The sequence below is a fragment of the Streptosporangium carneum genome (assembly GCF_027922005.1).
GTDB classification, from domain to species: domain Bacteria; phylum Actinomycetota; class Actinomycetes; order Streptosporangiales; family Streptosporangiaceae; genus Streptosporangium; species Streptosporangium carneum.
In genome coordinates this window covers 242,231-257,272 of record NZ_BSEV01000003.1, presented here as the reverse complement: position 1 = coordinate 257,272, position 15,042 = coordinate 242,231, and the positions used below count along the sequence as shown (strand labels likewise).

The 15,042-nt window shown below is 71.2% G+C and carries 10 protein-coding genes; 7 read left to right on the top strand and 3 right to left on the bottom strand.

Features of this window, described 5'->3' with window-relative positions; all coding sequences use genetic code 11:
• Nucleotides 1–20: 20 nt before the first annotated feature.
• Complete coding sequence (locus PKF00_RS10625; protein ID WP_271217254.1) at nucleotides 21–998, bottom strand: alpha/beta hydrolase; 978 nt, start codon at nucleotides 996–998, stop codon at nucleotides 21–23.
• 258 nt (nucleotides 999–1,256) lie between these two features.
• On the opposite strand from PKF00_RS10625, the gene PKF00_RS10620 reads away from it, so the two are divergent.
• Nucleotides 1,257–1,844 (top strand): putative glycolipid-binding domain-containing protein, encoded by a 588-nt coding sequence (locus tag PKF00_RS10620; protein ID WP_271217253.1) that lies wholly within the window; start codon nucleotides 1,257–1,259, stop codon nucleotides 1,842–1,844.
• Nucleotides 1,845–1,866: 22 nt separating this feature from the next.
• Here the strand turns inward: PKF00_RS10620 and pulA are convergent, their stop codons facing one another.
• Nucleotides 1,867–4,524 (bottom strand): pullulanase-type alpha-1,6-glucosidase, encoded by a 2,658-nt coding sequence (gene pulA / locus PKF00_RS10615; protein ID WP_271217252.1) that lies wholly within the window; start codon nucleotides 4,522–4,524, stop codon nucleotides 1,867–1,869.
• 481 nt (nucleotides 4,525–5,005) lie between these two features.
• Here pulA and PKF00_RS10610 point away from each other — a divergent pair, with 481 nt between their 5' ends.
• The 4 genes from PKF00_RS10610 to PKF00_RS10595 all read left to right on the top strand — a co-directional run bounded on the left by PKF00_RS10610 (nucleotide 5,006) and on the right by PKF00_RS10595 (nucleotide 10,389).
• The gene (locus PKF00_RS10610; protein ID WP_271217251.1) at nucleotides 5,006–6,235 is read left to right on the top strand and encodes an alpha/beta hydrolase family protein; all 1,230 of its coding nucleotides are present in this window, start codon (nucleotides 5,006–5,008) and stop codon (nucleotides 6,233–6,235) included.
• 382 nt (nucleotides 6,236–6,617) lie between these two features.
• Nucleotides 6,618–8,234: a glycoside hydrolase family 13 protein gene (locus PKF00_RS10605; protein ID WP_271217250.1), complete on the top strand. Its 1,617-nt coding sequence runs from the start codon at nucleotides 6,618–6,620 to the stop codon at nucleotides 8,232–8,234.
• A 135-nt stretch (nucleotides 8,235–8,369) separates the two neighbouring features.
• Nucleotides 8,370–9,662, top strand: a complete 1,293-nt coding sequence (locus PKF00_RS10600; RefSeq protein ID WP_271217249.1) for a NosD domain-containing protein — start codon at nucleotides 8,370–8,372, stop codon at nucleotides 9,660–9,662.
• A gap of 94 nt (nucleotides 9,663–9,756) precedes the next feature.
• Nucleotides 9,757–10,389 (top strand): ACT domain-containing protein, encoded by a 633-nt coding sequence (locus tag PKF00_RS10595; RefSeq protein WP_271217248.1) that lies wholly within the window; start codon nucleotides 9,757–9,759, stop codon nucleotides 10,387–10,389.
• 108 nt (nucleotides 10,390–10,497) lie between these two features.
• Here the strand turns inward: PKF00_RS10595 and PKF00_RS10590 are convergent, their stop codons facing one another.
• Complete coding sequence (locus PKF00_RS10590) at nucleotides 10,498–11,781, bottom strand: ABC transporter ATP-binding protein (RefSeq protein WP_271217247.1); 1,284 nt, start codon at nucleotides 11,779–11,781, stop codon at nucleotides 10,498–10,500.
• A 297-nt stretch (nucleotides 11,782–12,078) separates the two neighbouring features.
• Between PKF00_RS10590 and PKF00_RS10585 the strand changes: the two genes are divergently transcribed.
• Both PKF00_RS10585 and PKF00_RS10580 read left to right on the top strand, forming a co-directional pair.
• Nucleotides 12,079–13,143: a LacI family DNA-binding transcriptional regulator gene (locus PKF00_RS10585; RefSeq protein WP_271217246.1), complete on the top strand. Its 1,065-nt coding sequence runs from the start codon at nucleotides 12,079–12,081 to the stop codon at nucleotides 13,141–13,143.
• 48 nt (nucleotides 13,144–13,191) lie between these two features.
• Complete coding sequence (locus PKF00_RS10580) at nucleotides 13,192–14,646, top strand: MFS transporter (protein ID WP_271217245.1); 1,455 nt, start codon at nucleotides 13,192–13,194, stop codon at nucleotides 14,644–14,646.
• Nucleotides 14,647–15,042 lie beyond the last annotated feature (396 nt).

The following is a 15,042-nucleotide window of genomic DNA, read 5'->3' as shown; positions in this document are numbered from 1 at the left end:
CGCCGCGCGGGCGGGAAAGGTCAGCGCCTGGCTCCGATGGACTCCATGAGCATGGGGAGCGCGCGTTCCAGGCTGCGCCGCCAGTAGGGCCAGGTGTGCGTGCCGGGTCCGTAGAAGTCGACGGTGATCCGGCCGCCGTTCGCCCCGGCCCGTTGGGCGAAGGTCTCCGCCTGGCGGAGCAGCGCCGTCTCCCCGCGATCCTGCGCGGCGCCCGCGGGGTCGAGCGGCCCCGGGGCGCCGTCTCCGCAGGAGACGAAGAGCCGCAGGCCGCGCAGCCCGCCGGTGAGGTCGGCGGGGTTGTGCGCCGCCCAGTCGGGGTCGCCGGGCTCGCCCCACAGGTCGGCCGAGTCCTCGCCGTACTGGTCGAGCAGCCAGTCGACGCCGCCGTTGCCGTCGAGGGTGTTCAGCACGCCGGAGAAGGAGGCCGCGGCCTGGAACATCCCCGGGTTGCGGGCGGCGTAGGACATAGCGCCGAGGCCCCCCATGGACAGCCCCGCCACCGCCCGCCGGTCTCCGGCCCCGTAGTCGCGTTCGAGGATCCGGCGCACCTCGGTGAGGTGGAAGGTCTCCCAGCCGGGCCCGTCCTGCCAGTCGGAGTAGAAGCCGATCTCGCCGACCTCGGGGATGACCACGATCGCGGGGTAGGCCGAGGTGAGCCTGACGGCGTCCCCCTGGGTCGCCCACGCGTCGTACTCGCTCTGGCAGCACCCGTTGAGCAGGTACAGCACCGGCCACGGTCCCGAGCCCGGACGCCAGTCCCTGGGAAGCAGCACCCGTGCCAGGCCCTCGCGTCCCAGCGCGGGGGAGGCGATGGTGAGGACGTGGTCGCGCTCGCTCAGACGCTTGACCTGGACGTCCTGCCGCCTGTCCTGCGACGAGCCTTCGGAGGGGAGCGACGAGCCCCCGGAGGAGAAGGGCATCAGCAGGGCCAGGAGCACGGCCGCCACCGCTGCTCCTACGGCCAGGAGGACCCCGAGGCGTACGGCTGTGCGGTTCACACGCCAATCCTGGCGGGTCTTCACGGCCACAGGAAGCGCCAGGGCCGCGTGGCGGGGCGGCCGGTGGCCCCGAGAGGGCGCCGCGCGCGAGGAGCGAGAGCGGTGACCTGCGCGTTCCCGCGTCCGCGAGCCCCGTGACGGTTCACGGGAGTCTCCGGGGGTAGGTCGGTGCCACCGGCCCCCGCGGGGGGAGCGGTTCCCCCGGAGACGGGAGATCGTCCCGGGGGGAGGGGAGACAGGCGGGTGAGAGGGGCGACGATGCGCGGGCTCGTGTGGATGAAGGACGAGGGCGCCGAGTACGCGGAGGTGAACCTCGGGACGGAGCTGACGGCGGTCGGGGTCGCCATCGGCACCGACCCCGAGCCCTACCGGCTCGAGTACACCCTGCGCACCCTTCCCGGATACGTGACCGAGCTGTTGTCCGTGCGGGTTCACGGCGCGGACTGGCACAGGGCGCTCGACCTTCGCCGCTCCGCCCACGGAAGCTGGTCGTGCGAGACCAAGGAGGAGGGGCGGCTGGAGGGGCCGCCGCCCGGCGGTGACATGAACGTCCTGAACGGCGCGCTCGACTGCGATCTCGGGCTCTCGCCGCTGACGAACACCATGCCGGTGCTCCGGCACGGCCTCGCCGAGTGCGCGGGGCAGGTGGACCTCGTCATGGCGTGGGTCCGGGTTCCCCATCTGCACGTGGTGCGTCACCCCCAGCGGTACACCCACCTCGCCCCCAACAGGGTGCGTTACGAGAGCGAGAACTTCGGCGCGGAGCTCGCCTTCGACGACGACGGGATCGTCACCGACTATCCGGGTCTGGCCAGGCTGGTGACTAGCGCGCGTCCGGCCGCGTGACGACCGGTCCCCCGGATTCGCCTCAGGGCGCGGGCCGCACGAAGACGGCCACCGTCCGTCCGGGGACGCTCAGCGTTCCGGTGGCGGGGTCGAAGCCCGACTGCCGCACCACGGGGTCGTCGCAGGCCGCCTGAACGGGGTGGAGCGTCACCGGAGCGCCCTCGAGGGCGGCCACGGCCTGCGCTCTCGTCTCGGGGGTCGCGTTGAAGACGACGGTCACCGACGCCCAGCGCGGGTCGAGACCCGAGGCGTCCAGGTGCATCGTCACCACCCCCGGGATCTCGCGGACGCCGCCGGGCAGGAAGGTCAGCCGCCGCTGCACCTCGGCCAGGGAGCCGAGCGCGAAGACGGGGGAGGAGGAGCGGATCCTCAGCAACTCGCCGTACCTGGCCCTGGCCGAGGCGATCGCCGCGCAGTCGGGCAGGAGGGCGGGGTCGGCGAGCAGCGGCCTGGCGTAGTCCCACCGGTGGCCGTTGTCCCTGTGGGGCGGCAGGCCCCCGCCGAAGCCGTTGCCCTGCGCGCAGTCCCACAGCAGCCGGTTGAACCAGTCGCCGGAGTCGTAGGAGTTGCGGTCGAACGACTTGGAACGGAGCCGCTCGCTGCCCGCGTGCACGAACGAGACGCCCTGCCCCAGCAGGACCGTGGCCAGCGACAGCGTCTGCATCCGCACCCGTTCCGCCATCGTCGTCGCCCGGGGCAGCTTGTACGCCAGGGCGTCGAACAGCGTCTCGTTGTCGTGGGCGTCCACGTAGTTGACGACCTCGCCGGGGGCGGCGGTGTATCCGGCGGGGAAGCCGTTGTAGTCCACCTCGGCCCCCCTGACCCGCCTGCCGTCCGAGGCGGTGAAGACGTAGTCGCGAAGGTTGCCCGCGAGGCCCACCTTGATCAGGTCCTGGTAGCGCAGGAGGCGTTCCCGCTGCTGCTCGGGCGTGCCGTTGGCCGCGGAGCCGTTCGGCGCGCCCGCCAGGCCCGAGCCGAACCCCTGCACGCCGGGGTCGGCGTCGAACGGGCCGCCGCCGCGCACCGCGTCGCGCAGCCGGTCGCTGAAGGTGGCGACGCCGGTGCCCGCCATGTTGAACTGGGTCGCCTGCTCGAAACGGGCGTCGCCCGCTACCTCGCCGAAGCTCCAGCCCTCGCCGTACAGGATGATCGACGGGCCGTCGACGCCGTCCTCGGCGGGCGTGAGCCGGTTCAGGGCCTCGCGGACCGCGAGCAGGTTCGCCTTCGGGTGGTGGCCCATCAGGTCGAACCTGAAGCCGTCGACCTTGTACTCGCGGGCCCAGGTGACGACGGAGTCGACCACCAGCCTGCCCATCATGGCGTGCTCGGGCGCGGTGTTGGCGCAGCAGGTCGAGGTGGCGACCGGGCCGTCGTCGAGCAGCCTGTGGTAGTAGCCGGGCACGACGCGGTCGAGCACCGACGCGGGGTCCTGGCCCGCGGCGTAGGTGTGGTTGTAGACCACGTCCATGACCACCCGCAGCCCGGCTCCGTTCAGCCCGGCGATCATCTCCCGGAACTCCCTGATGCGCGCGGGCCCGTCGGGGTCGGAGGCGTAGGAGCCCTCGGGAACGGTGTAGTGCAGCGGGTCGTAGCCCCAGTTGAAGGAGTCCCGCGCCGCCACCTGGGAGACGCAGGCCTGCTGCCGGTCCGAGTCGGCGGGCATCGCGGCCAGGTCGCACTCCGGCTCGGCGCGCTCCGACCTCCGCTCGGGGACGGTGGCGAAGTCGAAGACGGGCAGCAGGTGCACGTGGGTCAGACCGTCCACGGCGAGCCCGCGCAGCTCCGCCGTCCCCGTGGAGTCGAGGGCGAACGCGGCGTAGGTGCCGCGCAGGTCGGCGGGCACGGAGAGGTCGGAGGCCGAGAAGTCACGCACGTGCAGCTCGTGGACGGCCACCCGCTCCTGGGGCACGGCGAGGGGCTTGGGCAGCGAGGACCAGCCCTCCGGCCGCAGGGACGGGTCGGACAGGTCCACGAGCTGGCTGCGGGTCGAGTCCGCGGCCAGCGACAGGCTGTAGGGGTCGGTGACCTCGTTGACGACGATCCCGCCCGCGGCCCCGGAGTAGACCGTGACCAGGAAGGTGTAGTAGCGCCATCGCCAGGAGGGCGTGCCCGCGACCGACCAGACGCCGGTGCGGTCGTCACGCCGCATCTCGTGGACGGTACGGCTCCCGCCGCGGGGGGCGTCGTACAGCGCCAGTTCGACGACGCGCGCGGTCGGCGCCCACACCGAGACCTCCGGCCCTCCCTCCTTCCAGACCGGGCCGAGCCCGGCGTGGACCGCCTCGGCGTAGAGGTCGTCGAGCACACCGGGGATCTGCACGCCGGTCGCGGCCAGCAGCGCGCCCGAGGCGTCCCGCCGCACCGCCACCACCTGGCCGCGCAGCGCCTCGGGCAGGAGAGCCGCGTCGCGGGGGTCGACCCTGAAGGCGCCGTGCCCGGCCAGGTGGGGCCATCGGGCCCGCTGCGCGCCGGTGAGCGCGCCGGGGGACAGGCGGATGCTTCCGGTGTCGCCGGTCAGGTCTCCGAGGGCGCAGGCGATGTCGCCCTTCTCCGAGAAGAGCAGACAGTGGGTGAGCTCGCCGGAGGACTCGCCTCTCCAGACGACCGTGTTCCGGTCGATCCAGTGCGCCGCCGATCCGCTCAGGTCCCTCGCGGCGTCTTCGCGGACGGTGTGGCTCACGATCGCTGTCCCCCTCGGTCGAGGGGACGCGGAAGCGAACGTTCTGCCCCGTCCCGCCCGGTCGGCCCGGTGCGGCGGCCATGTCGGCCCTGCGGGCACGGTCCCCTGCCTTCGTCGTTCCCACCAGGGCGGCGGTAATGCAGGAACAGGAGGTCCGCGGTCCTCCTCGGGCCGTCGGCTTCGCCGGAGCGGGGAGACACCGGGATCTCCGGGCGCCGATACCGCTGAGTGGGACCGGAGGGCGCGCCGGCAGGCGAGCTACGGTTGCCTGAACCGATCGGCGGTGCGGGGACCGTGGTACGGCAGGCGCGACAGGTCCCGGACAGCGGGACGGCAGGTCCGGCGTGATGGTCGGTTCAGGCCTCATCCCTCGCGTGCCGCCGTTCCCGGTCCCGGCCTCCGGTCGGCTCGGCGACGATCCTCGCTGACCGTTCCGCCCAGACACGATTAAAATCGGCAACTCGTGAACCAAGGAGCGTTCATGCAGTCCTCCACGCACCCCCCGCGCCGCAGGCGCGCGGTCATGCTGGCGCTGGCCACCCTCGCCGCCGCCACGGTGACGGTCACCGCGGGCACGGCGAGCGCCGACGCCGGGCCCTCCGACGAGCCCGCGGCGAAGGGTCCCGCCGCCGTCCACGGCCAGCGCGGCAAGCTCCTCGGCGTCCGCCCGCTGTCCGGCACGGCGGCGCTTCCCAGCGCGGCCCGCAACCTGCTCGTCACCTACGTGTCCGAGGACGGGAAGGGCAAGCGGATCGCGGTCTCCGGGACGGTCTCGCTGCCCAAGAAGCGGCCGCCCGCGGGCGGGTGGCCGGTGATCAGCTGGGCGCACGGCACGACCGGCACCGCGGACGCGTGCGCTCCCTCGGCGGACACCGCGACCGGGCTCGTCCACGACTACCTGTCGCTCATGGACAAGACGCGTGACGCCTGGGTGGCGCGCGGCTTCGCCGTGGTGCAGACCGACTACGAGGGGCTCGGCACGCCGGGCGAGCATCCGTACATGAACGGCCGCAGCGCCGCCAACACGGTGCTGGACATGGTGCGGGCCGCGCGCAACGTCGACCACCGGGTCGGCAAGGGCTGGTTCGCGATCGGGCACAGCCAGGGCGGGCACGCGGCGCTGTTCTCCGCCGCCGCCGAGAACACGCGCAAGGACGTGAAGCTGCTGGGCGCGGTGGCGATCGCGCCGGGCGGGGTGGGGCTGAGCCAGACCGCCCCCTACATCCAGGCGGGCGGCCCGGGCGCCCAGGCGGCACTGGCCTTCCTGCCCACGCTCCTCATCGGCGCGTCCGCGGCCGACCCCGCCGTCGTGCCCGACGCGCTCCTGACCGCGGAGGCGAAGCCCCTGCTCACGGCGGGCAGGACGAGCTGCCTGGCGCAGATCCGCGAGGTGGCCGCGACGATCCCGGTGAACAACGTCTTCGCGCCCGGCGCCGACCTCGGGCCGCTCACGCGCTACCTGCAGACGCAGGACCCGACCGGCATCGCGGTGCGGGTCCCCACCCTCGTCGCCCAGGGCACCGACGACGCCCTGGTGCCGAAGCAGACGACGGACCACCTGATCAGCACCATGTGCGCGAAGGCCAAGAAGGTCAGCTACAAGGTCTACTCCGGCGCCGACCACAGGGCGGCGGTCGCGGCCTCCTTCGACGACGCCCTGAACTTCGTCAACACCGTCCGTTCCGGAGGGACCCCGGCGACCACCTGCTGAGGTCCCGTGGGGGGAGCGGCCCCGGGAGCCCGACCCCTGCAAGTCCTTGCACGGTTTTCGCAAGCCCGACGCCTCCGGCGGTGACGGTCGGTCGCCGCCGGAGGGGTGGAGCCGCAGGTGACAGCGTCATAACGGCTGACAACTAAAGATTCCGGGCGCCCTCCGCGACGCGGAGGGCGCCCCTGTTGTCTCCTTTACTCTGATCTGTAACAAGTTTGCAGACTCTTGCAGAAACTTCTTCCGTCACGGCTCACGTCCGCGTAACGTCCGGCGTACCCTGCGCCGGCTCCGCGGCTGGTCGCCGGGCACGTGGCAGGCGCCACCGCGTCGTGACGACGCCGGACCGTCACGTCTTGACAAGTCACTTGATCGGGGGATCGATATGACCGAGCTCGTCCATGTGGACCGTCCCAGTGAGACCGCCGCCCGCTGGTGGCGCGACGCGGTGATCTACCAGGTCTACGTGCGCAGCTTCGCCGACGGGAACGGCGACGGGATCGGTGACCTGCTGGGCGTGCGGAGCCGGCTGCGCTACCTGGCGGACCTCGGGGTCGACGCGATCTGGCTGACGCCGTTCTACACCTCGCCGATGGCCGACTTCGGCTACGACGTGGCCGACTACCGGGACGTCGACCCGATCTTCGGGTCGCTGGCCGACGCCGCCGCCCTCATCGACGACGCGCACCGGCACGGCCTGCGGGTGATCGTCGACATCGTGCCCAACCACACCTCCGACCGGCACGCCTGGTTCCAGCAGGCCCTGGCCGCGGGGCCCGGCAGCCCGGAGCGGGAGCGTTACGTCTTCCGCCAGGGCAAGGGCGAGGACGGGCAGCTGCCGCCCAACGACTGGGAGTCGATCTTCGGCGGCCGCGCCTGGACCCGGCTGCCGGACGGCGAGTGGTACCTCCACCTGTTCGCCCCTGAGCAGCCCGACCTGAACTGGGAGAACCCCGAGGTCCACGCGGAGTTCGAGTCGGTCCTGAGGTTCTGGCTCGACCTGGGCGTCGACGGCTTCCGCGTCGACGTGGCGCACGGCATGATCAAGGCGGAGGGCCTGCCCGACGTCGGTCACGAGGACCAGGTCCGGATGATCGGCGCGGACGTGGTCCCGTTCTTCGACCAGGACGGCGTCCACGACATCCACCGGGCCTGGCGCAGGCTGCTCGACTCCTACCCCGGCGAGCGGATCGGCGTCGCCGAGGCGTGGGCGCCGTCCCCGCTGCGGCTGGCCAACTACGTCCGCCCCGACGAGCTGCACCAGGCCTTCAACTTCCACTTCCTCAGCACCCCGTGGGACGCGGCCCGCTTCCGCGAGGTGATCCACGAGTCGCTGGCCACGGCCGGGCTGGTCGGCGCGCCCACGACCTGGGTGCTGTCCAACCACGACGTCAAGCGGCACGTCACCCGCTACGGCGGCGGCGAGGTCGGCCTGCGCAGGTCCCGCGCCGCGGCGCTGCTGACGCTCTCCCTGCCCGGTTCCGCCTACCTCTACCAGGGCGAGGAGCTGGGCCTGCCGGAGGTCCTCGACCTGCCCGAGGAGTTCCTGCGCGACCCGCAGCGGCTGCGCGACCCCGACGCGGGCAGGGACGGCTGCCGGGTGCCGATCCCGTGGGCCGACGTCGAGCCGCACTTCGGTTTCAGCCTGCCGGGCATCGAGGAGTCCTGGCTGCCCATGCCCGCCTCATGGGGGCCGCTCAGCGTCCAGTCGCAGCTGAGGGACCCGCGGTCGACGTTGAGCCTGTACCGGCGGGCGCTGCGGACCAGGCGTTCCCTGAGGTCCTTCGACGACGCCCCGCTGGAGTGGCTCGACTCTCCCGAGGGCACGCTGGCCTTCACCCGGGGCGAGGGGTTCGCCTGTACGCTCAACCTGACCGGGGAGCAGGTCGAGCTGCCCCTTCCGGGACGCGTGCTGCTCGCCAGCGCGGAGCCGGTCGTCGAGGGCGGCGTGGCGCGGCTCGCGCCCGACTCCGCCGTCTGGTGGGAGCGCGACGGCCTGTGAGGGCGGCCGGCCGGGCAATGCCACCCTCAACGCCGGTGAAAGAGTTGTAACGGTTCGCCGTGGAGTGGTCACCCCGATGGCTTGACGGGAACCTGGTGTGCCAGGATCTGCGCTGACCAGCTGATCGTCACAGTGATGGAGCGTACCCCCATGGAGTCGACCAGGCCGCGATGGACCGTTCCCGTCCTGGCGGTGCTCGCGGCGAGCGGGCTGCTCGCCGCGGCCCCGATGTCGGCGGAGGCGGGTGCGGGCGCGGGCGGCGTCTACTACGTCGACTCGAAGGGCGGGGACGACTCGGCGTCCGGCACCTCGCCCGCCAAGGCGTGGCGCTCTCTGGACAACGTCAACGCGGTCAAACTGCGCCCGGGCGACGTCGTGCGCCTCAAGCGCGGCAGCGCCTGGCGCGGGCCCCTGACGCTCGACGCCAAGGGCACCGCCGCCAAGCCCATCTCGGTCGAGCCGTACGGCAAGGGCTCCGCCCCGAAGATCAGCGGTACCGACGACGAGTGCGTGGTGATCGAGGGGGCCTACCTCCGTGTCTCCGGGCTGCGCGCGAGCAACTGCCGGTGGGCCGGGTTCCAGCTGGGCGGCACCCGCAACGAGCTTGACGGCGTCCTGGCCGACCGCAACGTCAGCGGCGTCCACGTCGTCGGCGCTCACAACGTCGTCAGGAACAGCGTGCTGACCCGCAACGACCGCATGAGCGTCAACGACAGCGGCGGCGACAACGACTCCGGCGCCTTCGGCGTGCTGCTCAACGGCGACGACAACCTGATCACCGGAAACGTGATCACCGGCAGCTACGCGGCGAGCCACGACTACGGCACCGACGGCGCGGCCGTCGAGGTGTTCAACGGCGACCGCAACAGGGTCACCCGGAACATCGCCCGCGACAACGAGACCTTCGTCGAGCTGGGGGCGGAGAAGGGCAAGACCGCCACGGGCAACCTGTTCGCGTACAACGTGGTGACCTCCTCCCGCAAGCGCGGCTCCTTCCTGGTCACCCGCGGTCCCGGCCACGTGGTGGGCCCGGTGCTCGGCACCGTCGCCGTGCAGAACTCGGTCTACCTGCCCGCCCGCGACACCATCGGCTGGTCCTGCCACGACGGCTGCTCGCCCGGCATCCTCAGGATGCGCAACAACGTCGTCGTGGTCGGCGGCCAGATGGGGTTCGAGGACGGCAAGGGGGCCGACGAGGGCGGCAGCGTCTACATGGGCAGGTCCCGCAGGTTCAAGCTCGGCTCGAAGTCCGTCGTGGCCGACCCGCGCTTCCGCAGCCGTGACGACCTGCGCCTGCGTCCCGGCTCCCCGGCGCTGGACCGGGGCCTCAAGCTCGACCCCGAGTGGTACGGCGGCACCGCCATGGCCCACGACCTGGCGGGGAACCCGCTGTCCGGCACCCCGGACGCGGGCGCCTACCAGAACTAAGCTTTTCGGACTTAAGGTTTTATCCTAGACATCTCCCCGGAATCTTCGTGAAACCTGTCTGGGACACCCTGTGTCCAGAGAGAGGTGATCGACGATGATGTTGCGGCTACGGGTGTCCTTTCCCGACAGGCCCGGCGCCCTGGGCCAGGTGGCCAGGGTGCTCGGCACGCTGGGCGCCGACATTCTCCAGGTGACGGTGCTGGAACGAGAGGCCGGACGGGCCGTGGACGACTTCACCGTCTCCTGGTCCGGACCCTTCGACGCGGACGACATCCGTGACCGCCTGTCAGCGGTGCCCGGCATCCGGGTCGAGGCCGTCTGGCCGACCCGAGAGATCCCCGGCGCCTCCTCCGACTACGACCTGCTCAAGCACGTCGCCTCCGATCCGGCGCGCGCCTTCGCCACCCTGGTGGACGCCATCCCCGACCTGGTGAGCGCCGAATGGGCGGTCGCCGTCTCCACGGAGAGCGGCGAGCTCGTCCACCGCAGCTGGCAGGCCCCCCGCTCCCTCGACGAGGAGGGAGGCCTCTCCGGCGTCAAGGCGGCCGACCTCACGTGTCTGCGCCCCTCGGCGCTCACGGCGGGACGGCACCGGTTCATGAGCCTTCCCGTGCCCGGGGCGAGCCTCCACCTGGTTCTCGCCCGCACCGAGGGGCCCTCCTTCCACCGCGCGGAGCTGGACAGGGCCGTCCGTGTCGTGGAGATCGTCTCCATCATCGGCCGCTGACCGACTCCCGAGACGCCCTTTCCGGGCCTCTGAGGGCTTTTCAGCGCCTCCGCGGCGATTGCGGGCTTTGTGGGGCGGGGGAACGGGCTTTTCCGGGCAGCGGTGAGCTCAGCGGTGCGGTGGGTCGATGCGGGAGCCGTCGGGGGCGAAGAGCATCAGGCGGCTCGCGTCGACGCCCACGCGGGCGGGCTCGCCCGCACGCCAGACGGGGCGCGAGCCGACCCGGACGATGAGGTCGGCCCTGCGGTGGGTGCCGCCGATCTGCTCCTGCTCCTGCTCCGCCTCGGGCTCCGCCGCCCGCCCGGGCAGCAGCCTGCGGAGGGCGGCCATGGCCCGGCCGCCGGAAGCCGAGGTCGCCAGGGCGCGGGCGTTGTTGCGGGGGTCGGGGGGCTCGGGAACGGCCACGGACTGGATGCCGCTCTCGACGTAGGCGAGCCACTCGTGGCCGTGGTACTCCAGCGCCCTGACGCGGCCGAAGAAGGTGGGACCCTCGAAGGACTCGGGCACGGGGGCGAGGCAGTCGGGGCGCAGACCGACGATGATCTGGCGGCCGACGTGCTGGGAGATGGCGTAGGCCCTGGGATCGGTCCAAGGGATCGTGATCTGGTGCGGGCCGAAGTCCAGCTGGATGAACTGGTTCTGCGGGGTGCGCACGATGGCGGCCAGCAGGTTGAGCTGCTGGGAGCTGAGAAAGGCGGCGGTGAAGGCGGTGGCCGGGTCGTTGTAGACCTGGCCGGGGGTGCCGAGGTCCTGGAGCACGCCGCGGTTCATGATGGCGATGCGGTCGGCCAGGGTCAGGGCCTCGACCTGGTCGTGGGTGACGTAGATCGTGGTCACCCCGAGGGAGCGGACCAGGGAGGAGATCTCCATGCGCAGCTCGGTGCGCATGCCCGCGTCGAGGTTGGACAGCGGCTCGTCCATCAGGAAGAGGGAGGGCTGACGGACGATCGCCCTGCCCATCGCGACGCGCTGACGCTGACCGCCGGAGAGCGTTCCAGGGCGGCGCTCGAGGGTCTCGTCGATGTGCAGGGCCTTGGACAGCTCGGTCACCCGCTCCCTGACCAGCGCGGGGTCGGCCTTGGCGATCTCCAGGGGGAAGGCCATGTTGCCGCGCACCGTGCGGTGCGGGTAGAGCGCGCCGTTCTGGAAGACCATGGCGACGTCGCGGTCACGCGGAGCGAGGTCGTTGGCCAGCGTGCCCCCCAGCCACAGGTCCCCCGAGGTGATCTCCTCCAGCCCCGCGATCATCCGCAGCAATGTGGACTTGCCGCACCCCGAAGGTCCGAGCAGGACCAGGAACTCCCCGTTTTCCGCGCGCAGGTTGATGCGGTCGACCGCCAGGTACCCGCCCGGGTAGACCTTGGTCACATTGTCGAGGACGACGGTACTCATGCGCGCTCGTTCCTCCCGGGTTCCGCTGCCCGGATCCAGCCGTGTGATTGATGAGGTAGTACATCGCGACACTCGCCCGCGTGTCCATAGATGTTGCTAGAAATCGAGCATCTCCTGGTCACTTCCCCGTCCATCCGTGAGCAGTGCGACGACAAGACGACATCGTTCAGGTGCTGATCGTGATAACGGGCCCGCGATGTTACAGTTTGCGAAAAACTTTCGGGTGCGACTTTCACGTCCCGGGGGCCGTACGCCTCTGGCTTGCGTACCGCTCGGCCGCATGGTGGGGTGCTTGTGATGGACGGTGAACTCCCGCGGGTCCCCCGGCCCCGCCTCGACGGCGCGGGCACCAGGCTGGCCGACATCGCCGTGCACGCGGGAGTGAGCGAGGCCACGGTCAGCCGGGTGCTGAACGGCAGGCCCGGAGTCGCGGCGGCCACCAGGCAGGCGGTCCTGGCGGCGCTGGACGTGATGGGCTACGAGCGCCCGCAGCGGTCCCGCCAACGCAGCAACGGGCTGGTCGGCCTGGTGACCCCCGAGCTGGACAACCCGATCTTCCCCGCCTTCGCCCAGGCGATCGAGAAGGCGCTGACCCAGCACGGCTACACGCCGGTGCTGTGCACCCAGCTGCCCGGCGGAGCCCCCGAGGACGAGTTCACCGAGCTGCTGCTGGACCGGGGGGCCAGCGGCATCGTCTTCGTCTCCGGGCTGCACGCCGACACCACGGCGAACGTGGAGCGCTACACGCGCCTGGTCGACCGCGGGCTGCCGATCATCCTGCTGGACGGCTACAGCGACCGGGTCGACGCGCCGTTCATCTCGCCGGACGACAGGGCGGCGGCGCGGCTGGCCGTACAGCATCTGGTCGACCTCGGGCACGAGCGGATCGGCCTGGCCCTCGGGCCGCGCAGGTTCGTGCCGGTCATCCGCAAGATCGAGGGATACCGCCAGGCGATGGCGCAGCTGCTGGGGGCGACGGAGGTCGACGAGCTGATCTCGCACTCGCTGTTCTCGGTCGAGGGGGGCCAGGCCGCGGCCGCCCGGCTGCTCGAGCGGGGATGCACGGGGATGGTGTGCGCCTCCGACCTGATGGCGCTGGGGGCGATCAGGGCGTGCCGGGACCGGGGCCTGTCCGTGCCCGCCGACGTCTCGGTCGTCGGCTTCGACGACTCCCCGCTGATCGCCTTCACCGACCCGCCGCTGACCACCGTCCGCAAACCCATCGGCGCGATGGCCTCCGCCGCGGTGGCGACCCTGATCGAGGAGATCAACGGGGCCAGGAGCAAGCGCGTCGAGCTGATCTTCCAGCCCGAGCTGGTCGTGCGCCGCTCGACGGGCTCGGGCCCGCTGGTGAACCGTTAGGGCGGCGTTTTCTTACTCTGGGCGACGGGGACACTACTCTGGGTCCTTATGGGGGCATCGGAGCACGAAACCATCAGAAGTCTCGTTCCCGCGCGGATCGACCGGCTGCCGTGGTCACGGTTCCACACCAGGATGGTCGTCGCGCTCGGGGTGGCCTGGGTGCTGGACGGCATGGAGATCACGATCGCCAGCGCCGTCGGCGACGTCCTGAGGGAGAGCCAGACCCTCGGCCTGACCTCCGCGCAGGTGGGCTTCGCCGCGACCGTGTACCTTCTCGGGCAGGTCACGGGCGCCCTCGTGTTCGGACGCCTGTCCGACAGGCTGGGACGGCGCAAGCTGTTCATCTTCACCCTCGGCCTCTACCTCGTCGCCAACGGCCTCACGGCGTTCTCCTTCAGCTACTGGTGGCTGCTGGTGTTCAGGTTCGTCGCGGGAAGCGGCATCGGCGGGGAGTACGCCGCGATCCACTCGGCCATCGACGAGCTGATCCCGGCGAGGTACCGGGGCCGGGTCGACCTGGCGGTCAGCGGGACCTACTGGCTCGGCGCGATGATCGGCACCGCGTCCACCTACATCCTGCTCAATCCCGACCTGCTGCCGGTGAACCTGGGCTGGCGGCTCGGCCTGCTCATCGGCCCGCTGCTCGGCCTGGTGATCTGGGGGCTGCGACGGCACCTGCCGGAGAGCCCGCGCTGGCTGGTCATGCACGGCAGGGAGAGCGAGGCGGAGAAGGCGATCGAGGTGATCGAGAGCCAGGTGGCGGCCTCCGGACGGGAACTGCCGCCGGTCGACCGGCGCAAGGTCATCGAGATCAGGCCGCACGGCACGGTCCCCTACCGCGAGGTGCTCAGAGTGATCGTCATGGACTACCCGAAACGGTCCGTCCTCGGCGCCACCCTGATGATCAGCCAGTCCTTCCTCTACAACGCCATCTTCTTCACCTACGTGCTGGTGCTCTCGCAGTTCTACGGCGTGAGCGCCTCGGACGCCTCGAAGTACCTGTTCCTGTTCGCCCTGGGCAACCTGCTCGGCCCCTTCGTGCTCGGCCACCTCTTCGACACCGTCGGCCGCAAGCCGATGATCTCCTCGACCTACATCGTCTCCGGCCTCCTGCTGGCCGTGACCGGCTGGCTGTTCAAGGAGGGCGCGCTCACCGCGACCACCCAGACGCTGCTGTGGTCGGTCATCTTCTTCATCGCCTCGGCGGCGGCCAGCTCGGGCTACCTCACCGTCAGCGAGCTGTTCCCGCTGGAGATCAGGGCCCTGGCGATCGCGGTGTTCTTCGCGATCGCCCAGACCTTCGGCGCCCTCGGCCCGGCCGTCTTCGGAGCCCTGATCGGCGACCAGGAGAACCCGGACCCGACCCGGCTGTTCTACGGCTACCTGTTCGCCTCGGCCATGATGGTGGCCGCGGGGATCGTCACGATCTTCCTGGGCGTCAAGGCCGAGCGCGCCTCACTGGAGGACCTCACCCCGCCCCTGTCGGCCGTCAGGACGACGTAGCCGCTGGGCCGGAGCCACCCGCTAGCCGGTCGGGAACGGCTGACATCCACCCAGGGGCAACCCGGATCCTGAACATCACGTGACTCCTGATGCCGGCCGTTACGGGGAGTCGCTCTCGCTTCACGGTGGACGAAGACCTTCACCCCACAGTCGGAAAACAGCCACAAAACCGGCAGAATGCGTGAATTTGCGATCCAAGGTAAAAAGCGCCTTCTGTGTGTCTTTTCCGCCAGATGTGAAACCCTGATATCGCGGAGAAGTCAGACAGAAAAGGTGTGGACAGCTGCGGCGCGAACACCCCCGACCTGGCCTGAACGCGCGTCACTTTCCGATCGATCAGCCGATTCCGTGCAAGTGTGCAAACCCATTCAACGAGCGGTGCGTCCTACGCTTCAC